This window comes from Caulobacter henricii, from assembly GCF_001414055.1.
Taxonomy (GTDB): domain Bacteria; phylum Pseudomonadota; class Alphaproteobacteria; order Caulobacterales; family Caulobacteraceae; genus Caulobacter; species Caulobacter henricii.
Genome location: NZ_CP013002.1, coordinates 3,486,792 through 3,510,904 on the forward strand (window position 1 = coordinate 3,486,792; position 24,113 = coordinate 3,510,904).

The 24,113-nt window shown below is 69.1% G+C and carries 25 protein-coding genes; 14 read left to right on the top strand and 11 right to left on the bottom strand.

Features of this window, described 5'->3' with window-relative positions; all coding sequences use genetic code 11:
* Positions 1 to 11: 11 nt before the first annotated feature.
* The 3 genes from dnaN to hrcA all read right to left on the bottom strand — a co-directional run bounded on the left by dnaN (position 12) and on the right by hrcA (position 3,087).
* Positions 12 to 1,130, bottom strand: a complete 1,119-nt coding sequence (dnaN, locus tag AQ619_RS16365) for a DNA polymerase III subunit beta (RefSeq protein ID WP_062150123.1) — start codon at positions 1,128 to 1,130, stop codon at positions 12 to 14.
* A 247-nt stretch (positions 1,131 to 1,377) separates the two neighbouring features.
* The gene (gene grpE / locus AQ619_RS16370; RefSeq protein ID WP_062150126.1) at positions 1,378 to 2,013 is read right to left on the bottom strand and encodes a nucleotide exchange factor GrpE; all 636 of its coding nucleotides are present in this window, start codon (positions 2,011 to 2,013) and stop codon (positions 1,378 to 1,380) included.
* A gap of 9 nt (positions 2,014 to 2,022) precedes the next feature.
* Positions 2,023 to 3,087 (bottom strand): heat-inducible transcriptional repressor HrcA, encoded by a 1,065-nt coding sequence (gene hrcA, locus AQ619_RS16375; protein WP_062150130.1) that lies wholly within the window; start codon positions 3,085 to 3,087, stop codon positions 2,023 to 2,025.
* A 132-nt stretch (positions 3,088 to 3,219) separates the two neighbouring features.
* Here hrcA and rph point away from each other — a divergent pair, with 132 nt between their 5' ends.
* The 3 genes from rph (at position 3,220) to AQ619_RS16390 (ending at position 5,546) form a co-directional block, all read left to right on the top strand.
* On the top strand, positions 3,220 to 3,936 hold the full coding sequence (gene rph, locus AQ619_RS16380) for a ribonuclease PH (RefSeq protein WP_062150132.1): 717 nt from the start codon (positions 3,220 to 3,222) through the stop codon (positions 3,934 to 3,936).
* A 158-nt stretch (positions 3,937 to 4,094) separates the two neighbouring features.
* Positions 4,095 to 5,072 carry a S1C family serine protease gene (locus tag AQ619_RS16385; protein ID WP_062150134.1) on the top strand — a complete coding sequence of 326 codons (978 nt, stop codon included), beginning with the start codon at positions 4,095 to 4,097 and terminating at the stop codon, positions 5,070 to 5,072.
* A gap of 93 nt (positions 5,073 to 5,165) precedes the next feature.
* The gene (locus AQ619_RS16390) at positions 5,166 to 5,546 is read left to right on the top strand and encodes a PilZ domain-containing protein (RefSeq protein WP_062150136.1); all 381 of its coding nucleotides are present in this window, start codon (positions 5,166 to 5,168) and stop codon (positions 5,544 to 5,546) included.
* Positions 5,547 to 5,581: 35 nt separating this feature from the next.
* On the opposite strand, the gene AQ619_RS16395 is transcribed toward AQ619_RS16390, so the two are convergent.
* The 4 genes from AQ619_RS16395 to AQ619_RS16405 form a co-directional block, all read right to left on the bottom strand.
* Positions 5,582 to 5,806, bottom strand: coding sequence for a helix-turn-helix domain-containing protein (locus AQ619_RS16395; protein WP_062150138.1), 225 nt, complete (start codon positions 5,804 to 5,806; stop codon positions 5,582 to 5,584).
* Between the two features lie 19 nt (positions 5,807 to 5,825).
* Positions 5,826 to 6,359: a DUF2975 domain-containing protein gene (locus AQ619_RS16400; protein WP_062150140.1), complete on the bottom strand. Its 534-nt coding sequence runs from the start codon at positions 6,357 to 6,359 to the stop codon at positions 5,826 to 5,828.
* Between the two features lie 78 nt (positions 6,360 to 6,437).
* Positions 6,438 to 6,608 (bottom strand): hypothetical protein, encoded by a 171-nt coding sequence (locus AQ619_RS19205; RefSeq protein WP_166504095.1) that lies wholly within the window; start codon positions 6,606 to 6,608, stop codon positions 6,438 to 6,440.
* An 87-nt stretch (positions 6,609 to 6,695) separates the two neighbouring features.
* Entirely contained in the window at positions 6,696 to 7,289 is a 594-nt protein-coding gene (locus tag AQ619_RS16405) for a glutathione S-transferase family protein (RefSeq protein ID WP_062150142.1), read from the bottom strand.
* 25 nt (positions 7,290 to 7,314) lie between these two features.
* On the opposite strand from AQ619_RS16405, the gene rdgB reads away from it, so the two are divergent.
* From rdgB to AQ619_RS16455, 8 genes are all read left to right on the top strand, one after another.
* Positions 7,315 to 7,917 carry an RdgB/HAM1 family non-canonical purine NTP pyrophosphatase gene (gene rdgB, locus AQ619_RS16410; protein ID WP_062150144.1) on the top strand — a complete coding sequence of 201 codons (603 nt, stop codon included), beginning with the start codon at positions 7,315 to 7,317 and terminating at the stop codon, positions 7,915 to 7,917.
* On the top strand, positions 7,910 to 9,058 hold the full coding sequence (gene hemW / locus AQ619_RS16415; RefSeq protein ID WP_062150147.1) for a radical SAM family heme chaperone HemW: 1,149 nt from the start codon (positions 7,910 to 7,912) through the stop codon (positions 9,056 to 9,058). The genes rdgB and hemW overlap by 8 nt, the downstream gene beginning before the upstream one ends.
* Positions 9,059 to 9,112: 54 nt before the next feature.
* Positions 9,113 to 10,003: a 16S rRNA (cytidine(1402)-2'-O)-methyltransferase gene (gene rsmI, locus AQ619_RS16420; RefSeq protein ID WP_062150151.1), complete on the top strand. Its 891-nt coding sequence runs from the start codon at positions 9,113 to 9,115 to the stop codon at positions 10,001 to 10,003.
* Positions 10,000 to 10,377: a YraN family protein gene (locus AQ619_RS16425; RefSeq protein WP_062150153.1), complete on the top strand. Its 378-nt coding sequence runs from the start codon at positions 10,000 to 10,002 to the stop codon at positions 10,375 to 10,377. The genes rsmI and AQ619_RS16425 overlap by 4 nt, the downstream gene beginning before the upstream one ends.
* A complete protein-coding gene (locus AQ619_RS16430; RefSeq protein WP_062150155.1) occupies positions 10,374 to 11,189 on the top strand; it encodes a SirB1 family protein in 816 nt (271 codons plus the stop codon). Before AQ619_RS16425 ends, AQ619_RS16430 begins: the two co-directional genes overlap by 4 nt.
* Before the next feature lie 1,581 nt (positions 11,190 to 12,770).
* Entirely contained in the window at positions 12,771 to 13,724 is a 954-nt protein-coding gene (gene gshB, locus AQ619_RS16445) for a glutathione synthase (RefSeq protein WP_062150164.1), read from the top strand.
* A gap of 131 nt (positions 13,725 to 13,855) precedes the next feature.
* Positions 13,856 to 15,406, top strand: coding sequence for a YifB family Mg chelatase-like AAA ATPase (locus AQ619_RS16450; protein WP_062150168.1), 1,551 nt, complete (start codon positions 13,856 to 13,858; stop codon positions 15,404 to 15,406).
* A gap of 176 nt (positions 15,407 to 15,582) precedes the next feature.
* Positions 15,583 to 15,846 (top strand): hypothetical protein, encoded by a 264-nt coding sequence (locus AQ619_RS16455; protein WP_062150171.1) that lies wholly within the window; start codon positions 15,583 to 15,585, stop codon positions 15,844 to 15,846.
* A 59-nt stretch (positions 15,847 to 15,905) separates the two neighbouring features.
* Here AQ619_RS16455 and AQ619_RS16460 read toward each other — a convergent pair whose 3' ends face one another.
* Positions 15,906 to 16,544, bottom strand: a complete 639-nt coding sequence (locus tag AQ619_RS16460) for a glutathione S-transferase family protein (protein ID WP_062150174.1) — start codon at positions 16,542 to 16,544, stop codon at positions 15,906 to 15,908.
* Positions 16,545 to 16,680: 136 nt separating this feature from the next.
* Between AQ619_RS16460 and AQ619_RS16465 the strand changes: the two genes are divergently transcribed.
* Positions 16,681 to 18,231: a response regulator gene (locus tag AQ619_RS16465; protein ID WP_062150177.1), complete on the top strand. Its 1,551-nt coding sequence runs from the start codon at positions 16,681 to 16,683 to the stop codon at positions 18,229 to 18,231.
* 32 nt (positions 18,232 to 18,263) lie between these two features.
* Positions 18,264 to 19,976 carry an AmpG family muropeptide MFS transporter gene (locus AQ619_RS16470; RefSeq protein WP_062150180.1) on the top strand — a complete coding sequence of 571 codons (1,713 nt, stop codon included), beginning with the start codon at positions 18,264 to 18,266 and terminating at the stop codon, positions 19,974 to 19,976.
* 34 nt (positions 19,977 to 20,010) lie between these two features.
* Here AQ619_RS16470 and AQ619_RS16475 read toward each other — a convergent pair whose 3' ends face one another.
* The 3 genes from AQ619_RS16475 to rlmN form a co-directional block, all read right to left on the bottom strand.
* The gene (locus tag AQ619_RS16475) at positions 20,011 to 20,838 is read right to left on the bottom strand and encodes a S1 family peptidase (protein ID WP_062150183.1); all 828 of its coding nucleotides are present in this window, start codon (positions 20,836 to 20,838) and stop codon (positions 20,011 to 20,013) included.
* Positions 20,839 to 20,862: 24 nt separating this feature from the next.
* Complete coding sequence (locus AQ619_RS16480; protein ID WP_062150186.1) at positions 20,863 to 21,291, bottom strand: DUF350 domain-containing protein; 429 nt, start codon at positions 21,289 to 21,291, stop codon at positions 20,863 to 20,865.
* A gap of 83 nt (positions 21,292 to 21,374) precedes the next feature.
* Positions 21,375 to 22,577 carry a dual-specificity RNA methyltransferase RlmN gene (rlmN, locus tag AQ619_RS16485; protein ID WP_062150189.1) on the bottom strand — a complete coding sequence of 401 codons (1,203 nt, stop codon included), beginning with the start codon at positions 22,575 to 22,577 and terminating at the stop codon, positions 21,375 to 21,377.
* A gap of 241 nt (positions 22,578 to 22,818) precedes the next feature.
* Between rlmN and AQ619_RS16490 the strand changes: the two genes are divergently transcribed.
* On the top strand, positions 22,819 to 24,069 hold the full coding sequence (locus AQ619_RS16490; RefSeq protein ID WP_062150192.1) for a UbiH/UbiF/VisC/COQ6 family ubiquinone biosynthesis hydroxylase: 1,251 nt from the start codon (positions 22,819 to 22,821) through the stop codon (positions 24,067 to 24,069).
* Positions 24,070 to 24,113 lie beyond the last annotated feature (44 nt).

Below are 24,113 nucleotides of genomic sequence, written 5' to 3' on the forward strand. Positions count from 1 at the left end.
GATGATGCGGATCAGACCCGCAACGGCATCAGCACATATTTGACGCCCGGATCGGTCGGGTCGACCACCAGGGTCGGGCTGGCCGGGTCGGCGAAGCGGAACTCGGCGATCGGGCCGCCGATCTGGCCGCAGACGTCGAGCAGGTAGCGGGCATTGAAGCCGATCTCGAAGGGCTCGCCGTCATAGTCGACCTCGACCTCTTCGACGGCCTGGCCGGCTTCCATGTTGCGGACGGTCAGGGTGATGCGGCCCGGCTCGATGGCCAGCTTCACCGAACGGCTCTTCTCGGCCGAGATGGTGGCGACGCGGTCGACGGCCTTGGCGAACAGGTCGTTGTCCAGGGTCAGGATCTTGGCGTTGTCGCGCGGGATGACGCGCAGATAGTCGGGGAAGGCACCGTCAATGACCTTGGAGGTCAGGGCCGCCTGGCCGAACTCGAAGCGGACCTTCTGGGCCGAAACCTGCAGGTCGACATGCTCGCCGGCCGATTCCATCAGGCGACGGGCCTCGGCGATGGTCTTGCGGGGCACGATGATGCCCGGCAGGCCGGCGGCACCCTCCGGGGCCTCCATCTCGGCCAGGGCCAGGCGGTGACCGTCGGTCGCCACGGCCCGCAGCTTGACCACGCCACCTTCGTTGACCGTGTGGATATAGAGGCCGTTCAGATAGTAGCGGGTCTCTTCGGTGGAGATCGCAAACCGGGTCTTGTCGATCAGGCGGATCAGCTCGGTGGTATCGACCGCGATGCGGCTGGAGAGGCCGTCGCTGCTCATCACCGGGAAGTCGCCGGCCGGCAGGACCGGCAGGTTGAAGCGCGAGCGGCCGGCCTGGATCACCAGACGCGGATCATCGCCGCTGAACGACAGCGACACGTCCGAGCCGTCGGGAAGCTTGCGCACGATTTCATAGAGGGTGTGGGCCGGCGCGGTGATCTGGCCGGGCACATCGATCTGGGCCAGGCCCTCGTCGATGATCTCCATGTCCAGGTCGGTAGCCGAGAAGCTCAGCGTGTCGCGGTCAGCCGACAGCAGGATGTTCGACAGGATCGGGATGGTGTTGCGGCGCTCGACGACGCTCTGCACATGCCCCAGCGCCTTCAGCAGCGCCGCCCGTTCGATCGTAAGCTTCATCTTCAGGTCCAGGTTCCGGTACCGCGCGCACCGAGAGAATCTCCGCGCTGTCCCGTTTTGAATGGACCGCCGACATTAGCGAAATCGTGCGCTTGGGGAAGGGGGCGGGGGGCCTTGCCGGGCCGGAAACCGCGTCAATCTTTTAAGACCAAAGCCCGGTCGGGAGCCCCCACTGTGGGCCTGGGCGCCAGGAACTCGGCCGAGGCACCCTGGTCGCGAGCCAGCGGGCCTGCGACCATCGGCGGCGTCAGGACTTGATGTCGACCGAACCGCCGGAACCGTCAGCCTCCGAGCCGGCCCCGGCATAGGGATTGGCCCCGGCATTGGTCGCCGCCGGCTCGGCCGAGCCAGGCGCGGTGGAGCCCTTGGCCGCCACGGCGACCATGGCCGGACGGATCAGGCGGCCCATCAGCTCATAGCCGGCCTGCAGGAACTGGATGACACCGCCGGCGGCAACCTCGGTCGAGGGCTGCTCCATGACCGCCTGGTGCAGGTGCGGATCGAACTTCTCGCCCTTGGCGGGCTCGATCTTTTTGAGACCATTGCGCTCGAAGGCCGCCAGCAGCTCCTTCTCGGTCATCTCGACGCCGATGATGTAGTTGGTCACCGCCGGATCCTGCGAATCGCGCGGGCTCATCGCCGTGGCCCGCGACAGGTTGTCGGCGGCGCCCAGCAGGTCGCGGGCGAACTTCTGGATCGCATAGGCGCGGGCATCGTTCATCTCGCGCTCGGCCCGGCGCTTGGTGTTTTCCACATCGGCAGCATAGCGCAGGGCCTGGTCCTTCAGGGCCGCCACTTCCAGCTTCAGCGCCTCGATTTCCTGGGCGGCGTCCTCGCCATCCTGGATCATGATCTCTTCAACCGGCGCTTGCTCGTCGCTCATCTCGTCGTCCTATCCATCCATCATCCGGCCGAGCACGCGGGCGGTATAGTCCACCAGCGGGATCACCCGGGCATAGTTCAGGCGCGTGGGGCCGATCACGCCGATCGCGCCCAGCACCTTGCGTTGGCCCGTCATATAGGGCGCCGCGATCACGGAGGAACCCGAAAGCGAAAAGAGTCGCGTTTCGGCCCCGATGAAAATGCGCACACCCTGGGCTTCGCGGACGTCGTCGAGCAGGCCGATCAGCTGGCCCTTCTGCTCCAGATCATCGAACAGCATGCGCACGCGCTCGAGGTCCTCGCGGGCCCCGGGCTCGCCGAGCAGGTTGGCCTGGCCGCGCACGATCAGGGCCCGGGCGTCGCCCTCGCCGCCACCCCAGGCGGCCAGGCCGTCCTCGACCAGCCGCGCTGCGGTCTCGTCCAGCTGCCGGCGGGCAGTCTCAAGCTCGGCCCGGACCTCGTCCTTGGCCTCGCTGAGGGTACGGCCCCGCAGGCGGCTGTTGAGGAAGTTGGAGGCCTCCTGGAAGGCCGAGGGCGTCATGCCGGCCGCGCGCTTCATCAGCCGGTTCTCGACCGTGCCGTCCTCGAAGACCATGACCGCCAGGGCCTGGTCGCCGCCGAGCGCCACGAACTCGACATGCTTGACCCCGCCCTCGCGGACCGGGGTGACCACGATACTGGCCCCGCCGGCCAGGCCCGACAGGATCGAGCTGGCCTCGGCCAGGGCCTCCTCGAACGAGCGGCCCCGGGCAAAAAGCCGGGCCTCGATGGCCTGACGCTCGTCCTGGCCGACATCCCCGACCTCGAGAAAGCCGTCGACGAACATCCGCAGGCCGGCATGGGTCGGCATCCGGCCGGCGCTGGTATGAGGGGCGTCGAGCAGGCCCAGCTGGGCCAGGTCCTGCATGGTGTTGCGGATCGAGGCCGGCGACAACGCCATGCCGCCGCGCGACAGGGTGCGCGAGCCCACCGGCTCGCCGGTCTCGAGATAGGCTTCCACCACCCGCTTGAAGATGTCGCGAGCCCGGGCGTCCAACTCCGTCAGACCAGGGGTGCGACCAAACAATTGCGTCATGGCTCTAAGCCGGAGACCTCGCGGGAGACAGATAAAGCGGCGGGCGCTCTTTCAAGTTCCCGTCGCAGAGAGGATAAGCGGCCCCGTCCGGCATTCAAAGCCCCTCGATCTGTCCGAAACCTGGAGTTCGCCATGCGTCCCTCGAAACGCGCCCCCGACCAACTGCGCGCCGTCACGCTGGAGACCGGCGTCAACCGCTATGCCGAGGGCTCCTGCCTGATCGGTTTTGGCCACACCAAGGTGCTGGTCACCGCCTCGATCGAGGAGAGCATTCCCGGCTGGATGCGCGGCAAGGGCCAGGGCTGGGTGACGGCCGAATACGGCATGCTGCCCCGCGCGACCCACACCCGCGGTCGCCGCGAGGCCGCCGCCGGCAAGCAAACCGGCCGCACACAGGAAATCCAGCGCCTGATCGGCCGTTCCCTGCGCGCCGTGGTCGACCTCAAGGCCCTCGGCGAGCGCCAGATCACCCTCGACTGCGACGTCGTCCAGGCCGACGGCGGCACCCGCACCGCCGCCATTACCGGTGCCTGGGTCGCCCTGCGCCTGGCCACGCAATATCTGCTCGACGAAGGCGTGCTGAAGGCCGATCCGATCATCGGCCAGGTCGCCGCCGTCTCCTGCGGCGTGTTCAACAATGTCCCCGTGCTGGACCTCGACTATGAGGAAGACAGCAATGCCGAGGCCGACAGCAATTTCGTCCTGACCGAAGGCGGCGACATCGTCGAGATCCAGGCCACCGGCGAAAAGCGCGGCTTCACCCGGGCCGAATTCGAATCCCTCTACGGCCTGGCCGAAAAGGGTATCGGCGAACTGTTCGCCTTCCAGAAGGCGGCGGTCGGGAAATAGGATCCATGACCCGCTCTCCCCGGCCCTTGCCGGGAAGAGCGGGTTGAAGGGTGACCTGCCAGCAGGCGCCGACAGGCTGAAACACCCCCGCGTCGCCGGACCCTCTTGCCGCAGGGCGTGGCCGGCCCCAGTTTCTCCTCCTGAAGCAGGAGAGTGGAATGCCTTCGCCGTTCAGGGGCTATGAGGTCGAGGCCCGGCTGCGCCCCGCCTCCGGGGCCTATGCGTTCGACCTCGACACGGCGCTGGACTCCGTGGTCGCCCTCGAGGCGCGTGTCCCGGCCGACGCCTATACCGCCGGCATTCTGGGCACCGAGCGCCTCGGCAACGGGGTGGTCATCAGCCCCAGCGGCCTGGTCCTGACCATGGCCTATCTGATCACCGAGGCGCGGGAGGTGATCCTGACCCTCAATGACGGCCGCCGGATCTCCGCCCACGTGCTGGGCTTCGACGCCCGCAGCGGCCTTGGCCTGGTCCAGGCCCTGCAGCCACTCGACCTGCCTGCCCTGCGCATCGGCTCGTCGAAGGACCTGGGGCCCGGCTCGGCCGTCATCACCGCCGGAGCCGGCGGCCGCGCCCATGCCACCGCCGCACAGGTCCTGACCCGCATGCCGTTCGCCGGCTACTGGGAATATCTGCTCGACGACGCAATCATGGCCGAGCCGGCCCACCCGCACTGGAGCGGCGCGGCCCTGATCGGGCCCCGGGGCGACCTGGTCGGACTGGGATCCCTGACCCTGGAGACCCAGGGCCGGGACGGGGCGGCCAAGCCGATCAACATGTTCGTGCCCGCCGACCTGCTGCCGCCGATCCTCGACGACCTGGCCCGCGGCCAGCCGCCCCATCCGCCTCGCCCCTGGCTGGGGGTCTTCGCCCAGGAGATCGAGGATCATGTGGTGGTGGTCGGCCTGTCGCCGAAAGGACCGGCGGCGCGGGCCGAGCTCAAGCCGGGCGACATCCTCCTGGCGGTCGATGGCCGCGGCATCTCCGACCTGACCGAGTTCTATACCGCCCTCTGGCGTCTGGGCCCGGCCGGCGTGACCATCCCCCTGCGGGTGCTGCGCGAAGGCGACACCTTCGTCGTGGAGATCCGCTCCATGGACCGGGCGACCCTGCTGAAAAAGCCGCGCTACAACTGACCGGCACCGGAAGAGGGGCGCGGCAAAGCGCCTCACCCTGCGGGACGCTGCGGTCATACTCGCGTAAACCTTGCGATGCCATAAGCTCGACCCATGCGAGCCGCCGCCCGACAATCCGCCCTCTCCGAAGACCAGCGCGCCTATGCCCGCCGGCCGACCTCGCGCAAGGTCTATCTGGTCAGTGGCCGCGAGACCCTGCGCTGCGCCCTGATCGACCTGGCCGAGGGCGGGGGCCGGATCCGGCTGCTGGGCTCAACCCTGCCCGAGGGCGACCTCTATCTGGTCGACATCCGCATGCGCCGCATCCACCTGTCACGGGTGGTCTGGCAGTCCGACCGCGAGGCCGGACTTCAGTTCGTCGACAGCGAAGCCCTTGAGCGCCCCGGCGGCGGGGTCGAAGGGGCAGCCGAGGCGGCCCTGCTGTTCGCCCGGCGCCGTGCCCGCCAGGCCGCCGTGCTCGAAACCAGCCTCTAGAAACAGCTCGTCAAGGCCGACGGGATCGGCCGGTGTCAGTCGTCGCTGTCGGGTGGCCCGGCGTCGAAGGTCAGCAGATCGCCCGGCTGGCAATCCAGTTCGCGGCACAGGGCGTCCAGGGTCGAGAACCGCACCGCCCGCGCCTTGCCGGTCTTCAGGATCGACAGGTTGGCGATGGTCACGCCGACCCGGTCGGACAGTTCAGTCAGCGACATGCGACGTTCGAGCAGGACGCGGTCGAGGTTCACGCGGACGGGCATGGGACGGGATCTCCGCGGATCAGATGGTGAGTTCGGCTTCGCGACGCAGGCGGGCGCCTTCGCGGAAGATCTCGGCGAGGACGAAGACAACCAGAACCGAGAACCAGGCGGTCAGGGTGAAGCTGTCGTCGATGACCTCGGCCTTGGGGGCCAGCCAGCGGGCCAGTCCCGAGAAGATGTAACGCCCGACCTCGAGCCCGGCCAGGATCAGGCCGATCATCCGCAGGCGCAGGACATTGTCCGGATGGAAAGGGTCGCCGGCCGTCAGGGTGACGAAGATCCGGCGCAGGCGCTCGACAATGAACATCCAGCCGCCCAGCAGCAGGGCCCAGGCGGCCAGGGCACCGGCAAACAGCGGGCCGTCACGGCTGACGGCCTCGACCGCGTCACTGATCGGCAGAATCTGGGCGAGTAGCTCAGGATTGAAGCTGAACAGCAGGGCGACGAGGGTGAACAGGGACAGAAGGCTGACGAAGATCCACAGCCCGACATAGATGACGTCGAGGATGATCTTCAGAAAGCTCGATACCGAACCGGGCCCCAAGGCGCGCATGTTTGCCTCCCCCTCACCCTCCCCAGGGCGTCAAAGCCTGCTCCGCATCAGGGCGGAGCGTCAACCCGCCGATTGTCCCTATAGAGTCTGCACGACGAAGGTGATTGCCGAGACCGGAACGCCCACGATCAGGGCCACGGTGAGCACGGTCATCAGGGCCTTGTCGGCGAAACTGAACAGGCGGGCGGCGGACATGGCGGGCGGATCCATCGAGGTGGCCGGACGCCGGCCAGGGTCGGCGGCGTCCATGCTCCACTGATAGTCCCCGATTTGGGCTTCAACAATGCTGAGTATCGATAAACGATATTAAACTTTGGCAATGATGGTCGATCGGCATCAGGTGAGTTGCACAGAAGTCACAACCATCGACTCGCGCCGGCTGGCGGCCTCGAACCAGGCGGCCAGGGTGGGTCGACCGTCGCGCCAGTCGATCACCTGGCGGGCGTCGAAATAGGCCAGTTGGGCCGCGACGGCGATTTCAGCGATGGCGAAACGGGAGTCGCTGAAGCCTTCGGCTTCCAGCCGGTCCAGGCCGGCGATGATGGCGCGCAGCTGGCGGTCGATCAGCTCCGGACGCTGGTCATCGGCCGGGCGCATGCGCTCGCGCACGACGGCGATGGCGGCCGAGCCCATGCCGTCGGCCAGGGCCTGCAGGGTCAGGGCCTGGCGGCGGTCCCGGCCCGCCGCCGGGATCAGGCCGGCCCCGCCCGACGCATCGAGATGGTCGCAGATCACCGACGAGTCGAACAGGATCTCGCCGTCGGCGAGGATCAGGACCGGCACCTGGCTGAGCGGATTGGTCGCCCTCAGGCTCTCGTCGGTGAACGGGGCGACCGTCTCCAGCACGATGGCGCCGGTAAAGCCGTTTTCGTGCGCCACGATGCGAACCTTGCGCGCAAAGGGCGACAAGGCAGAGTAAAGGAGCCGCATTGGTGATTTCCTCAAGGAGCCGATCATGGCGCTGAGACTGGAGCCTGGGCTTAAGCTCGTAGTGGCCACGCACAATCCCGGCAAGGTCCCCGAGATCGCGGCCCTGCTGGAGGGACGGTTCGAACTGGTCGCCGCTGGTACCCTGGGCCTGCCCGAGCCGGAAGAGACCGAGACGACCTTCGTCGGCAATGCCCTGCTCAAGGCCCGGCACGCCGCCGACCTGTCGGGCCTGATCGCCCTGGCCGACGATTCCGGACTTTCAGTGACCGCGCTCGGCGGCTCGCCCGGCGTTTATTCGGCGCGCTGGGCCGGGCCCGGCAAGGATTTCGCCCAGGCCATGGCCAAGGTCGAGACGCGGCTGGAAGAAACCGGCTCGGACGATCACAGCGCCTGGTTCACCTCGGCTCTTGCTGTCGCCTGGCCCAACGGGCCCTCGGTCGTGGTCCAGGGCGAGGTCCACGGCACCCTGACCTTCCCGCCGCGCGGCACACGGGGCTTCGGCTATGATCCGATCTTCGTGCCTGATGGCCACGCCCTGACCTTCGGCGAGATGGAGCCGGCCGCCAAGGACGCCATGAGCCACCGGGCCCGGGCCTTCGAAAAGCTGAAGGCCGCGCTGTTTGAGTGAGGCCGCCCCCCTCGGCGTCTATATCCACTGGCCCTATTGCGCGCGGATCTGCCCCTATTGCGACTTCAATGTCGTGCGCGACCGGGGGCGGACCGAGGAACAGGCCCAGCTGGCCGACGCCATCGTCGCCGACCTGGTGGCCCAGCGCGCCCTGACCGGACCGCGCCGGCTGCTGTCGATCTTCTTCGGCGGCGGCACGCCCTCCCTGATGGATCCGGCCCAGGTCGCCCGCGTGATCGAGACGGCCAGGGGCCTGTGGTCGCCGGCCGACGATCTGGAGATCAGCCTCGAGGCCAATCCCACCGACGCCGAGGCCGGCCGGTTCGAGGCCCTGGCGGCAGCCGGCGTGGCCCGCCTGTCGCTCGGCGTCCAGTCGCTGCACGATGAGGCCCTGGCCCTGCTGGGCCGCAATCACGATGCCGGATCGGCCCGGCGAGCCATAGCCGTGGCGGCCCGGACCTTTCCGCGCCTGTCGGTCGACCTGATCTATGCCCGCCCCGGCCAGAAGGTCGAGGCCTGGCGAGCCGAGCTGGAAGCCGTGCTGGCCCTCGGGCCCGAACATGTCTCGCCCTATCAGCTGACCATCGAGACCGGCACCGCCTTCGACCGCGCAGTCGGACGCGGCAAGCTGGTCGTGCCGGACGAAGACCTGGCCCACGACCTGTTCGAGACCACCCAGGCCGTGCTGGAGGCCGCCGGTTTCGACGCCTATGAGGTCTCCAACCATGCCCGGGGCGAGGCGGCGCGGTCGCGGCACAATCTCGTTTACTGGCGGGGCCACGACTATGTCGGCGTCGGCCCCGGGGCCCATGGCCGCCTGACCCTGGCCGACGGCCGCATCGCCACCACCGCCCATCGCAGGATCGCAGACTATGTCGCCGCCGTGCGCGACACCGGCCTCGGCTTCGAGCGCGAGACCCTCTCGGCCAGTGAGGCCGCCGAGGAGCGGCTGCTGCTGGGCCTGCGGATCGATGAAGGCGTGGCCTTTGAGGACCTGGCCGAGCTGGGCCTGAGCGCCGCTGCCGCCAAGGTCCGCCACCATGTCGAGCTGGGCCTGCTGGCCGATGACCCCCGGCGGTTGCGCGCCACCCGGGCGGGGCGCCTGGTGCTGGACCGGCTGACAGGCGCGCTCGCGACCTGATAGGACTGCGCTCCGAAACAGTCCCGCGTCTCCCGGCGCGGCAAGGATCCCCGCGTGAGCCGCCACCCCGACCCGCCTGCCCTGTCCGAAGCGCCCCTGGCCCCGGGCCTCTATCTGGTGGCGACGCCGATCGGCAATCTGCGCGACATCACCCTGCGGGCCCTGGACGTGCTGAATGCCTGCGACGTGCTGCTGGCCGAGGACACTCGCGTCTCGGGCAAGCTGCTGGCCGCCTACCAGCTCTCCAAGCGGCTGGAGCGCTATGACGAACATGTCGCCGACCGGGTAACACCGAAGATCCTTGAGCGCCTGGAGGCCGGGGAGCGGGTGGCCATGGTCTCGGACGCCGGCACGCCGATGGTATCCGATCCCGGCTTCCGCCTGGCCCGCGAGGCGATCGCCGCCGGCCATCAGGTCTTTCCGATCCCCGGGGCCTCGGCGGCCCTGGCGGCCCTGACCCTGGGCGGCCTGCCCACCGACCGCTTCCTGTTCGCCGGCTTCCCGCCGCCCAAGAGCGCCGCCCGCAGGACCTTCTTCGAGGAACTGGCCCCGGTCCGCGCCACCCTGATCTTCTATGAAGGGGCCTCGCGGGTCGCCGACAGCCTGGCCGACATGGCCGCCGTCTTCGGCCCGCGCGACGCCGCCGTGGCCCGCGAACTGACCAAGCTCTACGAGACCTGCATCCGCGGCCCGCTGGACGTGCTGGCCGCCGATCCGCGCTTCGACAGTCCCAAGGGCGAGATCGTCATCCTGGTCGGCCCCGGCTCGGAGGCCCCGGTCCAGGCCGGCGACGCCGAGAGCGCCCTGCGCGAGGCCATGTCCCGCCTGCCCCTGGGCGAGGCCGCCTCCGAGGTGGCCAAGGCCCTGGGCCTTCCACGCCGCGACCTCTACCGCCAGGCCCTGGCCCTCAAGGACGCCGCTGCCGGGCCGGACGAGGCGGGATGACCGCCGCCCGCCAGGTCCGGGGTGCCCAGGCGCGCCAGTCTGGCCGTCGCGCCGAGGTGCTGGCCGCCGCCTGGCTGATGCTGAAGGGCTATCGCATTCTCGGCTTTCGCCTGGCCACGCCCCTGGGCGAGATCGACCTCCTGGCCCAGCGCGGACCGGTTCTGGCGGTGATCGAGGTCAAGCAGCGGGCCCGGCTCGAGGATGCGCTCGATGCCGTCACCGCCGACCAGAGGGCCCGCCTGCGCCGCGCCGCCGCCCATATTGCCCGCTCGCGCCATCGCCTGAGCCCTCTCACCGTCCGCCTCGACCTGATGGCCATGGCCCCCGGTCGCTGGCCCCGCCACCTGCGCGATGCCTGGCAGGAGGGGACATGAGCCGCGAGGCGGCCGAGGCGGTGCTGACGCGGATCGGCCAGGGCACCGACGCGGACTTTCCGCTGTTCGAGGCGGCCCTGGCCTGCGCCCTGCATGACGACCCCGATCGTGATCCAGCCCCGGCTCTCGTCCTGGCCCGGGAGGCCGGCGAGCGCCTGGCCGAACGCCTGCAGTCGGAATCGCCGGAGGAGGCCGTGGCCGAGGCCCTGGCCGGCGACCTGCGGCTCAGCGGTGACGTGACCACCTATGACCATCCCGACAATGCCGATGTCATCGCCATAGCCCGCCGGCGCCTCGGCCTGCCGGTGGGGCTGGGGATCTTTTACCTGCACGCCGCGCGGACGGCGGGCCTGGCCCTGCACGGCATCGACTTTCCGGGCCACTTCCTGCTGCGGATCGAGTCCGAAGCCGGGCCCCTGGCGCTCGATCCGTTCGGCGAGGGCCGGGTGGTCCTGCCCGTTGAGCTGTCGCGGCGGGCCCTGCGCACCGGTCTGATGCCCGATGTCGCCGCCCGTCTGGACCTGCTGATGGCCCCGGTGACCGACCGGGCGGTCTTGATCCGCCTACAGAACAACATCTTTGCCCGCGCTCAGCAGGCCCAGGACTGGCCCCGCGCCGAGCGCTCGGCCCTGCGCCGGGCCCTGCTCAATCCGGCCGACCACCGCCCCTGGCTCGACGTCGCCGCCGCGCGTGAGGGTCAGGGGGCTCTGGCGGGGGCGCTGCAGGCCCTGGCCCAGGCCCAGACCCTGGACGGTGGCGCGACCATCGCGGCCCGCGCGGCGCGGGAGCGGGTGAGGCTGAGGCTGAACTAGCGGCTAGGGCTGGCAGCCCGGCTCAGCCCGCGCCGGATGCGGACATGCCGAAGGGCTGTTGAGGGTGGATGGCGGCCCTCGGAACCCCTCTCTAATAGAGAGAGGGGTTCAGGAGGTCCGACATGGGTCGGGAGCGGATATCAGGCCACCACCCGAAACGGGACGTTCGACCTCTGGCTCGCAAGCGGACCTCGCCAAGGTCTGTGAAGGGAGGCAAGCGGAAAGAAACCTTCGAGCGCGGTCAGTGCTTATCGTTGAGCAGTCGGCCAAGAAGCCCTGCTATTATTGTGGCCAGGAGCGCGATCGGAAGCCCCAGATAGAATCCCAAGACGAGCGCTAGCCCAGCCGGCCCGCCCTCGTCGAAGTCTCCAGATTTGGTCAGAGTGACGGCGCTCCCAATAAGGACCAAGAGCAACCACCAGACCAAAGAACTAAGGACCGCAGTCCGCGAGCGAACCAAAAAGCTTGGCCCGATCGCGGAGAATAAGGCGATCGCCAACGCTGAAACTACAATAAAAAGGCCGCGCGCTAGGCCCGAGGCGAAAGCGTTGGACCAGGCGAAACCGGCAAAAAACAATAGGGCGGCGACGCCGAGGCCGACCGCTATCTGGAGAGCGTCCACGCGACGGCAAGACCCTCGTGAACCGCCTGTCTGGTGGTTGGACGCCATGGGTGCACTCTAGCTCAACCGTTTTGAGGCTCACAAGCAGACGTTACGAAGGTCCGACTAGGGTGGTTAGCGGACATCGACCGCCGGGTTCCATTCCTGCTCAATCCTCTCGAAAAGAGCGGTGTCGTTCATCACCCCGCGAACAGGAAATTGTCTCTGCTCAGGGGTCAGATCACCAACGCACCATTCGTTTTCGCCGTCCCATAGCCACCAAGTACCTATGGTTCCGGTTAGAGGGTCAACCACTCCAGCCCTGAAGGTGGGGAACAGAGTGAGGGAAGAAGCAACAGGTGCGCGCCCGACAATCTGGACGAGCTTCCGTGTCACGGCGGCGTTCAGAGGGAAGAATGTGGAGAACTGAACAGGTCGGCTGACAACCTGGAGAACGTCTGGACGCTCTGCGTTGAAGCCCGTGAACACCCTCAACAGCGATCCGTACATTGCATGTCGATGAGTATGGTGAGCGTAGGCCAAGCCCCGCCCCGTAGATATCTCGACGATGTCGCCGATTTTCGACCTAGCCATAGGGTCTTGTCGCCGAGGCAAGCCACGCGCGCAATCACATAGCTGACCTTGCGATCGTCCACCTAGGGTCGAAAGCACGCTTTGCTTTCCCGCCCGAAAGCGGATGCACCGGCGTCCCGCTCATCCTTACATCTTCTGGAGGCTGTAGCGTGCCGGTCTGGCCGTGAGATGTAAGGATGCCTCCCTTCGGCGCGAAGGGGCGCTGTTCCCCGGCCAAGGCCACTGGCCCCCTACGGGTCGCTTCGCGACCGTCTTCCCCCGCAGGGGGAAGACGGGATCGACGCACTTCATCTTCCCCCCTCGCATTCCCCCCCTCGCCGCCTTAACTAGGCAGTCGCCGTGCGGGACGCCCCGCGTCGCCGCGCCAGCCTGATCCGGAGTCGTCCATGTCGTTGAGAGTCGCCGTCCAGATGGACCCCGTGCAGGGGATCAATATCGACACCGACACCACCTTCCAGATGATGATGGAAGCCCAGACCCGGGGTCACCGGCTGTGGGTCTATACGCCCGACAAGCTGTCGATGGAGGACGGCCGGGTCTTTGCCCGCGCCCAGTCCCTGGTCCTGACCGCCACCAGGGGCGCGCACGCGACCCTGGGCGAGGTCGTGCTGCTGGACATGAAGGACGACGTCGACGTGGTGCTGATGCGCCAGGATCCGCCGTTCGACATGGCCTATATCACCGCCACCCACTTCCTCGAAAAGGTCCACCCCCACACCCTGGTGGTCAACAACCCGGCCGAGGTGCGCAATGCGCCCGAGAAGCTGTTCGTCACCGATTTCCCGGGCGTGCAGCCGCCGACCCTGATCACCAGCGACCATGAGGCGATCTACGACTTCCGGGCCCGGCACGGCGACATCGTGCTGAAGCCGCTTTATGGCGGCGGCGGATCGGGTGTGGCGCGGCTGCTGGCCGATGACCCCAATCTCGACGCCCTGCTGGAACTGCACGCCATGATCGGCCGCGAGCAGGTGATCGCCCAGAAGTTCGTGCCGGCCGTCAGCAAGGGCGACAAGCGCGTGCTGCTGGTCGACGGCGAGCCGGTGGGCGCGATCAACCGCGTGCCGGCCGCCGGCCAGGTGCGCTCCAACCTGCGGGTCGGTGGCCGGGCCGAGGCGGTCGAGCTGACCGCCCGCGATCTGGAGCTCTGCGCCATCATCGCCCCGGAGCTGAAGCGGCGCGGCCTGCTGTTCGTCGGCATCGATGTGATCGGCGAGTACCTGACCGAGATCAATGTCACCTCGCCGACCGGGGCCCAGCAGCTGAAGCGGTTCGGCGGCGCGGATGCCTCGGCGGTGCTGTGGGATCGTATCGAGGCAATCCGGGCGGGCCAGGCCTGATCCGTCGCGGATCGGGGCCTTGGCGGATCCGCTAAAACCCTGATTTCCCGAAATGTTCGTTTTTCGTTCTTGCTACGCCCTGTGTCGCGTGGTTGGCTTGTGGATAAGTCCAACCCAACCCTGAGGCGGGCATGGCCGCGAAGGTCGTCACCGTGGCTTTCGAGGGCGTCGAGGCCCGGCGCGTCGATGTCGAGGTCCAGCTGACCACGGGCCAGCAGGTCTTTGTCATTGTCGGCCTGGCCGACAAGGCCGTGGCCGAGAGCCGAGAGCGGGTGCGCGGGGCCTTTGCCGGCCTGGGTTTGTCCCTGCCCGGCAAGCGCATTGTCGCCAACCTGGCCCCGGCCGACATGCCCAAGGAGGGCACCCACTTTGACCTGCCGATCGCCCTGGCGGTGATGGCGGCGATCGGGGTGGTGCCGCTGGATGCCCTCGACGGCTGGGCGGCCATGGGCGAGCTGTCCCTGGACGGACGGATCGTGCCGGCCGCCGGGGCCCTGCCGGCAGCCATGGCGGCCGGGGCCCTGGGCCTGGGCCTGATCTGTCCCGAGGCCAGCGGGCCGGAAGCGGCCTGGGCCGGCGGCACCCGTATCCTGGCTCCGCGCTCGCTGGTGGCCCTGATCAACCATTTCCGGGGCAGTCAGGTGCTGGGCGCGCCCGCGCCCGGGCCGGTGATCGAGGGCGAGCGGGCCAGGGACCTGCGCGACGTCAAGGGTCAGGAACACGCCAAGCGCGCCCTGGAGATCGCCGCCGCCGGGGGCCACAACCTGCTTTTTGTCGGGCCGCCGGGTTCGGGCAAGTCGATGCTGGCCCAGCGCCTGCCGGGACTGCTTCCGCCGCTGTCCTCGGCCGAGCTCCTGCAGACCTCGATGGTTCATTCCGTAGCCGGATTGATTGCCCGCGGGGCCCTGACCCGGGCGCGGCCGTTTCGCGCGCCGCACCACTCGGCCAGCATGGCGGCCCTGACCGGCGGCGGGCACAGGGCCAAGCCCGGCGAGGTCTCCCTGGCCCATAATGGCGTGCTGTTCCTCGACGAACTGCCCGAGTTCGGGGTCCAGGCGCTGGACAGCCTGCGCGGCCCGCTGGAGACCGGCGAGGTCATGGTGGCCCGGGCCAATGCCCATGTGCGCTATCCGGCCAAGGTGCAGCTGGTCGCGGCCATGAACCCCTGCCGCTGCGGCCATGGCGGCGCGGGGCGCGGCTATTGCGGCAAGGCCCCGCGCTGCCAGCGCGACTATCAGGGCCGGGTCTCGGGCCCGCTGATGGACCGCATCGACCTGTCGGTCGACATGCCCGCCGTCACCGCCGCCGACCTGGCCCTGCCGCCGCCGGTCGAGGGCTCGGCTGAGGTCGCCGCGCGGGTGGCCCGCGCCCGCCAATTGCAGATGGACCGGGCCGAGGCGGCCGGCAGTCTCGAGACGCTCAATGGCCGGGCCGAGGGGGCCTTTCTCGAAAAGATCGCCGGCCTGGACGAGGCCGGCCGCAGCCTGCTGGCCCGCGCCGCCGAGGCCGGCCGGATCAGCGCCCGGGGCTGGACCCGGGTCCTGCGCCTGTCGCGGACCATTGCCGATCTCGAGGGTGCAGACGGGGTGCGCCGCCTGCATGTGGCCGAGGCCCTGGCGCATCGACGCTCAGCCGCCCCGGGCGAGGAGACGACGCCGGGCCTGGGACAGGGGACGGTCTGAGCGGTCCGGTCCGCACGACACGACGGGAGCCCCGGCGCGGGCCTGGCCCTTGTCGCTTGAGCCTTGGCGCTTGACGCACCCGGCCGAACATCGCGAACCTGTCACCCGGATCGCGCCGGATCCCTGACCGATCGCCCTGCCCCGAACCCCGGGGCGCGCCCTGAAAGACCCGCCCCATGCGCCTGGTTCTGACCGCCTCACTCCTGCTGCTGTCCCTCGCCACCACGGCCTGTACCGACAGCAAGCGCGCCAGCCGGGAAGCGACCTGGAGCGACAAGCCTGCCGACATCGTCTGCTGGACCGATGGCACCCAGACCTATGCCGGGCGATCGACCGGCAAGGTCGAGTATGACGAGGGCGGCCGAATCTCGTTCGTCGACGCGGCCCATGGCCGTTACACCACGATCGAGGGCGACTGCCGGGTCGTCTACGCGAAATAGCGATCGGCCGGCGTCAGCCGCAGGGCTGAACCGGTAAGACCGCGCCGCGAGGTCCGGATTCACGCCGGCGGCTGGGCACCGGCCGGGATGAGCGCATTGTCGATCTCATCGGCCCGCAGATTGGCGGGGCGCTGGAGGTGCGGTGCCACATAGGCCTCGAACGCCGGGCGCTTCTCGATCGTCCCGAAGCTCATCCCCCAGGACAGGTGAGAGACGAGATAGAGGTCTGCGGCCGTAAAGCGGTCGCCCACCAGATAGACCCGGTCCCTGACCGCCGCTTCGACGGCGTTCAGGACATCCGTCATGCAGCCAAACCCCAGTGACGTGCGCTGCTCAGGCGTCGGTTCAAGGTTCAGCGCCTGACTGGCCACGGCCTGCTCGATCGGACCGGCCCCGAAGAACAGCCAGCGATAATAGGGACCGCGCAGCGGACAATGGGCCGGAGGGGCCAGACCGGCCTCCGGAAAGGCATCGGCGAGATAGGCGCAGATGGCGGCGCATTCAGTGACGATGACCCCGTCATGGACGATGGTCGGCACCTTGCCCATGGGATTGATGGCGAGATAGTCGGCGGACCGGGTGTCTGCGGTCTCCCAGTGAAGGACCCTGGTCTCATAGGCCTGACCGATCTCTTCCAGCATCCAGCGGACGATGCGGCCGCGCGACATGGGATGGGTGTAAAAGACGAGGTCGGACATGAGCGGCTCCTGGTGTTGGCAGCAGCCTATCCTGAGCCTGCTGACAGCGGAGTGGCAGCAGTCCTTGCCGATCAGCGATCGCGGATCCCTCCGCCTTTGACCGGGCGTTAAGTCGCAGCCGCTAGGCTTCACGCCCATGAGCATTCCCCGCACCTCAGACGGCGTCACGCCCGAACAGCTGGCCACCCTGAGCCATGAGTTCCGGACGCCCCTGAACGGGGTTCTGGGCATGGCCCGGCTGCTGGAAGGCACCCGCCTGACGGCCGAGCAGCGGGCCTATGTCACCGCCCTGCGCGAAAGCGGCGACCACCTGCTGTCCCTGGTCAATGACGTGCTGGACTTTGCCCGCCTCGGGGCCACGGCCATCGATCTGACGCTGGCCCCGGTCGATATCGAGGCCCTGCTGCGCCAGGTCGCCGAGCTGATGAGCCCGCGCGCCCAGGAAAAGGGTATCGAGATCGCCTGGGCTGTCTCGGCCGGCCTGCCGACCATCCTGGCCGACGAGGGCCGGCTGCGGCAGATCCTGCTGAACTATGCCGGCAATGCAGTGAAGTTCACCGAGACCGGCGGGGTGCTGCTGACGGCCGCGACCACCGCCGGCGGCCGGGTCCGGTTCTCCGTGGCCGACACCGGGCCGGGTGTCGACCCGGACGCCCGCGAGCGGATCTTCGAGGCCTTCGTCCAGACCGATGCCAGCCACCGCACCCAGCTGGGGGGCTCAGGCCTGGGCCTGGCCATCGTCTCGCGCCTGACCCGGGCCATGAACGGCGAGGCCGGGGTCGCCGGCGAGGTCGGCCAGGGGGCCGACTTCTGGTTCGAGGCCGCCTTTGAGCATGCAGCCGCTGCCGGCGCTGATCCGGCGACACCCCCGCGCCCCCTGGCCGGACGAGTCGTGGCCGTGGCCTCGGCCAATGCCATTGTCCGCACGGCTACCGCGCGCCAGATCGAGGCCGCCGGCGGACGGGCCGTGGTCGCCACGACCGTGGCCGGAGCCCTGGCGGCCGCCCCCGCCGAGGCGGTCCTGCTGATCGATGCCGCCCTCGCAGGACCGCGCGGGCCCCTGCGGCCTCCGGTCGGCCGCCGGGCCGTGGTCCTGCTGACGCCGGACCAGCGCGGCCGCATCGACCGGCTGAAGAGCGCCGGTTTCAGCGGCTATCTGATCAAGCCCCTGCGGGCCGCCTCGATCGTCGCCCAGGTGCTGCAGGCCACCACCCAGAGCCCCCAGCGGGCCGAACGTCCGGCCGAGGACGATCGCATCGCCCCGGCCGCCGCCCCCGGCGTCCGGGTGTTGCTGGCCGAGGACAATCCGATCAATGCCCTGCTGGCCCGCACCCTGCTGGAACGCGAAGGCTGCAAGGTCGACCGCGTCGCCGACGGCGAGCAGGCGGTCGCGGCCCTGTCCAGCGACAGCTATGACCTGATCGTCATGGATCTGCGCATGCCGGTCCTGAACGGCCTCGACGCCACCATCCGCCTGCGCGAGCAGGGGGTCAGCACCCCGATCGTGGCCCTGACCGCCGACGCCTTCGACGAGGACCGCCGGGCCTGTCTGGCGGCCGGCATGAACGACTTTCTGGTCAAGCCCCTGACCCACACGGCCCTGCGCGACGTGCTGACCCGCTGGACAGGCCCCAATGCCCCCGGCGTCTGGACGAAAACCGCGACGCGGGCCAAGGTCGCCGGCTGAGGCCGGGGCGTTCCCCGCCAGGGGGACGCCGCATGACAGACCAGCCCAAGGCCGCTTCGGAAGGGGCCGCGCCGAAGAAGACCCTGCTCCAGACCCTGGCCTTCTTTCTGGAGCGCCGCAGCCTGGTGATGCTGGGCCTGGGGTTCGCCTCCGGCCTGCCCTACATGCTGATCTTCGACACCCTGTCGCTGTGGCTGCGCGACGCCGGCCTGTCCCTGGCGGTGATCGGCTTCTTCAGCCTGGCCACCCTGAGCTTCTCGTTCAAGTTCCTGTGGGCCCCGCTGATCGACCGCGCCAGGGTCCCGGTGCTGCACGGTCTGCTGGGCCATAGGCGGGCCTGGATCCTGGTCTTCCAGACCGCGATGATCCTGGGCCTCTGGACCATTTCGACCCTCAATCCCGCCTCGCAGTTGGCAGCCCTGGGCGCGGCCGCCGTGGCCGTGGGCTTTGCCACGGCCTCGCATGACATCGTCATCGACGCCTGGCGGATCGAAGTCGCCGACAAGGAAGAACAGGGGCCGATGGTGGTGGCCTATCAGTGGGGCTACCGGGTGGCGATGATCGCCGCAGGGGCCGGGCCCCTGCTGCTGGCCGAGCGTTTCGGCTGGAACTTCTCCTATGCTGTCATGGGCGTGGTGGTCGGCATCGGGGTCCTGGCCACTCTCTGGGCCCCGCGCGAGGCCGAGCACACGGTCCGGCCGATCCCGACCGGCGACGTCAACCAGCCTCGCGCCCTGGAGATCCTGGAATGGATCGCACGACTGGCCATTCTGCTGGTCGGGGCCCTAGCCCTGGGCTCGGGCCTGTCGGGGGATGCCTCCCTGCTGTCGAAACTGGTCGGCGGCGAGGCCCTGGCCGAGGCCTGGAAGGCTAAGCCCAACGGCGTCTGGCTGCAGTTGCTCGGCGTCCTGGCGGGCCTGGGCATCGTGGTTGTGGCCGCATGGCCGATCCCCAAGGTGCGCACCAAGCCCGGCGTCTATATGTCGGCCGCCTTCGGCGAACCCCTGATCGATTTCACCAAGCGCTTCTCGGGCGTGGCCGGGCTGATCCTGGCGGCGATCTGCGTCTATCGCGTCTCGGACTTCGTGCTCAACATCATGAACCCGTTCTATCGCGACATGGGCTTTACCCTGGTCGAGATCGCCGAGATCCGGAAGGTGTTCGGCATCGTCGCCTCGATGATCGGCGTCTTCCTGGGCGGGGTGATCGTGGCGCGTCTGGGCCTGATGCGCGCCCTGGTCATCGGAGCCTTCGCCCAGCCGATCAGCAACCTGTTCTTTGCCTGGCTGGCGATGAGCGGTCACAGCGTGCCGGTGCTGTTCTGGGCGATCTGTATCGACAATGTGGCCGGCGGCATCGCCGGCACGGCCCTGATCGCCTACATGTCCAGCCTGACCACGGCCGGTTTTACGGCCACGCAATATGCCCTGTTCTCATCGCTCTACGCCCTGCCCGGCAAGCTGATCGCCTCGCAGTCGGGCCGGATCGTCGAGGCCTCGGCCATCGCCGCCGAGGCCGGCGGCCCGATCGGTGCCCTCAAGGGCCTGTTCACCCGCCTGCCGCCGGAAAGCTTCACCGCCGCCGGGGCCAAGCTCGGGGTCAGCGCGCCGGCCATGGCAGCGGGCTATACGGCGTTTTTCCTCTACACCGCCCTGATCGGCATAGTGGCCATCGTCCTGTCCTTCATGGTCGCGGCCAAGCAGGGCGAGATCGAGCGGCGGGCGGAAGCGGCGACGGCGGCCTAAAGGTCCTCCCTCTGACGGGGAAGGACTATCGACCTCAAGTCCCCAGACAGACCACCTGCGCCACGCGCAGGTCGCGCCTCAGGCCGTCGGCTACGCGGCCATAGTTCTCGGTGGTGATCGCCTCGCCGACGGCGAAGTCGCTGCCGCGCCGGTGGGGACCCAGCAGGGTGCGCAGGGTCTCGGGGGCGGTCGTATAGATCCGGCCGCGACGGGGGCTCTCGGCGACGGTGACGCCGATCACCCGGCCTGCACTGTCGAGGGCCGGGGCCCCGGAGAGACCGGCCAGGGTGCCTTTCAGGGTGTCGGTGCGCCCGACCTCGGCCCAGACCAGCACCGGCTCGGTCCTTGCGCCACGACCATGGACGACCAGGTTCTCGCGGCCCAGCAGGCGCGAGGCTGCCTCGCCCGGATGGCCCTGGGGGAAGCCCGGATGATAGGCCCGCGCCCCGCGCCGCAGGGGCTCCTCCAGACCCAGGGGCACGGCGGGAGCCCCGCCCTCGGTGGTAAGGATGGCCGCATCGGCGCGCGGGTCGAGGGTGATCTTTGCCGCGACGCCGCGGCCGTCGGCCACGACGATGGCGGCTGACTTGCAGCCATCGACGACATGGCGGGCGGTCAGCCAGGTGCCGTTGTCACCGACCGAAAAGGCCGTGCCCGAACCCGGCTCGGGCTTGCTCGGAACCTGGACGACGATGGACGGGTCGAACGGTGAGGCCGGCCCCAGCGGCAGGCCCTCCTCGCCCGGCACCGGCGGCGGCGGCGGCGGGGCGTCGGAGCGCTCCTGCCGGCCGACCGCGACGATCAGCAGGGCGCTGACGGCGGCGGCATAGACCAGCCAGTCGGGGAGCTTGGGAAAATGCACGGGCGGGGCCCTCGCTTTTCCGGCTCAGCCGGCCACGGCGGCGGCGAGGATCAGGGCGGTGGCCAGCTTGGCCCCCACCAGCAGGGCGGCGGCGGCGACCTCGCCCTCATGGATGCGCTCGGGCAGGCCCTGCAGCACCATGTCGGTCAACCGGAAGACCAGCAGCTGCACGGCAATCGTGGCCGCGCCCCAGATGACGATCTCGATCACCGAGGTCGAGGCGGTCAGGGAAATGGCCAGCGGAATGGCCAGGCCCACCATGACCCCGCCCAGGGACAGGGCGGCGGCCGAATTGCCTTCACGGATCAGCTTGATCTCGCGGTGCGGGGTCAGCATCGCATAGAGGGCCGTGCCGATGATCAGCATCAGCAGGGTCACGCCCGCATGCATCAGGGTGACGGGGAAGCCCGTGGCAAAGGCCTGGACCTCGGGCGACTGGAGCTGGGACGGCATGAACGCGGATACCCTTGGAACGAAGAAACCAAGTCCTATCACGGGACGGCGAGAGTTGCGTAGGGGGCTCGCTTCGAAGGCGTCTATGCCTCCGCGTCGTCCTCATCATCATCCAGCACGCCGGCCATGGCCGCCATGGACAGCTGGCGCAGGGCCGAGGCCCGGACCTTCTCGCTCTCGCTCTTCAGCTGGCCGCAGGCGGCGAGGATGTCGCGGCCGCGCGGCGTGCGGATCGGCGAGGAATAGCCGGCCTTGTTGACGATGGCGGCAAAGGCCTCGATCGCGGCCCAGTCCGAGCACTGGTAGTCGCTGCCCGGCCAGGGATTGAACGGGATCAGATTGATCTTGGCCGGAATGCCCTTGATCAACTTGATCAGGGCGCGGGCTTCGTCGGGGCTGTCATTGACGCCCTTCAGCATCACATATTCGAAGGTCACCCGGCGGGCATTGCTGATGCCTGGATAGGCGCGGATGCCGGCGATCAGCTGCTCCAGCGGGTACTTCTTGTTCAGCGGCACCAGCACGTCGCGCAGGGCGTCATTGGTGGCGTGCAGGCTGATGGCCAGCATGGCCTGGGTCGTTTCGCCCAGGGCCTGGAGCTGGGGCACGACGCCCGAGGTCGAGACCGTGATGCGGCGACGCGAGATGGCGATGCCCTCGTTGTCGCTGATGATCTCGATGGCGTCGGCGACCTGGCCCAGATTGTAGAGCGGCTCGCCCATGCCCATGAAGACGATGTTGCTGAGCAGGCGGTCGTCCTTGTCCGACGGCCATTCGGCCAGGTCGTCCTTGGCCACCTGCACCTGGGCGACGATCTCGGCGGCGGTCAGGTTGCGGACCAGGGCCTGGGTGCCGGTGTGGCAGAAGCTGCAGTTCAGGGTGCAGCCGACCTGGCTGGAGACGCACAGGGCGCCGGCCCGGCCGACCGACGGGATATAGACCGCCTCGACCTCGATGCCCGGGGCCATGCGGATCAGCCACTTGCGGGTGCCGTCCTTGGAGACCTGACGCTCGACGATCTCGGGCCGGGCGATGGTGAAGACCTCGGCCAGGCGGGCCCGGGTCTCCTTGGCGACATCGGTCATCATCGCAAAGTCGGTGACCCCGCGATGGTGGATCCAGCGGAAGATCTGGGTGGCCCGCATCTTGGCCTTGCCGTGCTCGGCCACCCCCGACTCGGTCAGGGCGGCGACCATCTGCGGCCGGGTCAGGCCCGACAGATTGATCAGCGGCTTCGGCGCAGGTGCCGCGCCAGTGACGCGCGACAGATCGAGGGTGACGCTCAAGGGGCGGTCCGGGGTCGGGAGGATTTCAGGGGTCAAGGTCGGCCTATAGCAGATGGCGGGGGCTTTGCCAAAATCAGCCTGAAGGACTTGCCCCCTCCGCGCTTCGCGCTCCTCCCCCGGAGGGGGAAGATGAGCGCGTCTTCCCCCTCCGGGGGAGGACGGCTGCGGAGCAGCCAGGAGGGGGCCCGTGGTGGCCACGCTGCCTCTAGACACCCCCAGCCCACAGGCCCATATCCGCTGCATGCGCACGCACGACGCCGATGTGATCATCGCGGGAGCCGGCATGGCCGGATCCACCCTGGCCCTCGCCCTGGCCTCAGGGGGACTGCGGCCGCTACTGGTCGATCCCCAGCCGTTCGAGGCCCAGCTGGCCCCGACCTTTGACGGGCGATCCTCGGCCATCGCCTATTCCAGCTTCCGGCAGTGGCGGACCCTCGGTGCGGGCGAGGCCCTCGAGCCGCACGCCCAGCGCATCGAGCAGATCCTGGTCACCGACGGCCGCACCCCGGGTGCCGCCGCGCGCGGCGCTTCGCCGGCCTTTCTGCGCTTTGACTCCAGCGAGATCGCCGACCGCTCGGACGGCGAGCCCCTGGGCTATCTGATCGAGAACCGCCAGATCCGCGCGGCCCTGTCCCAGACCGTGACCCGGGCCGGGATCCCGGTGATCGCCCCGATGGCGGCCAACCATCTTGAGGTCGACGCCGGAGGCGCGCGCCTGACCCTGTCCGACGGACGGGTGCTCAGCGCGCCCCTGGCCGTCAGCGCCGAAGGCCGGGGCTCGACCCTGCGCAAGGCCGCCGGCATCGGCGATATCGGCTGGGGCTACGGCCAGAGCGGCGTGGTCGCCACGGTGAAGATGCAGCGCCCGCACGAGGGCGTGGCCCACGAATATTTCCTGCCCAGCGGCCCGTTCGCCATCCTGCCCCTGACCGACAACCGCGCCAGCCTGGTCTGGACCGAGAGCACGGCCCGGGCCGAGGCCCTGAGCGGGGCGAGGCCCGAAGCCTTCCACGCCCACCTGATGCGGCGGTTCGGCGAGTTTCTGGGTGATGTCGAGATCGTCGGCCCGATCTTCGTCTATCCCCTGTCCCTGTCCCTGGCCGAGCGCATGGTCGCGCCGCGCCTGGCCCTGATCGGCGATGCCGCCCACGGCGTCCACCCGATCGCGGGGCAGGGCCTGAACCTGGGTCTGAAGGATGCGGCGGCCCTGGCCGAGGTGCTGGTGGAAGCCCTGCGCGGCGGCGAGGATCTCGGCAGCGAGGTGGTGCTGGAACGCTATGCCCGCTGGCGGCGGTTCGACACCGTGACCAATGCCCTGGCCTTTGACGGCTTTGTGCGGCTGTTCTCGAACGACAATCCGCTGCTGCGCCTGGCCCGCGGTATCGGCCTGGCGGCCGTCAACCGCATCGCCCCGGCCCGGCGCTTCTTCATGCACGAGGCCGGCGGCGCGGTGGGCGACCTGCCCCGCCTGCTGCGCGGTCAGGCGCTCTGAAAGTCCTCTCCCTGTGGGAGAGGGGTCGGCGCAGCCGACGGAGA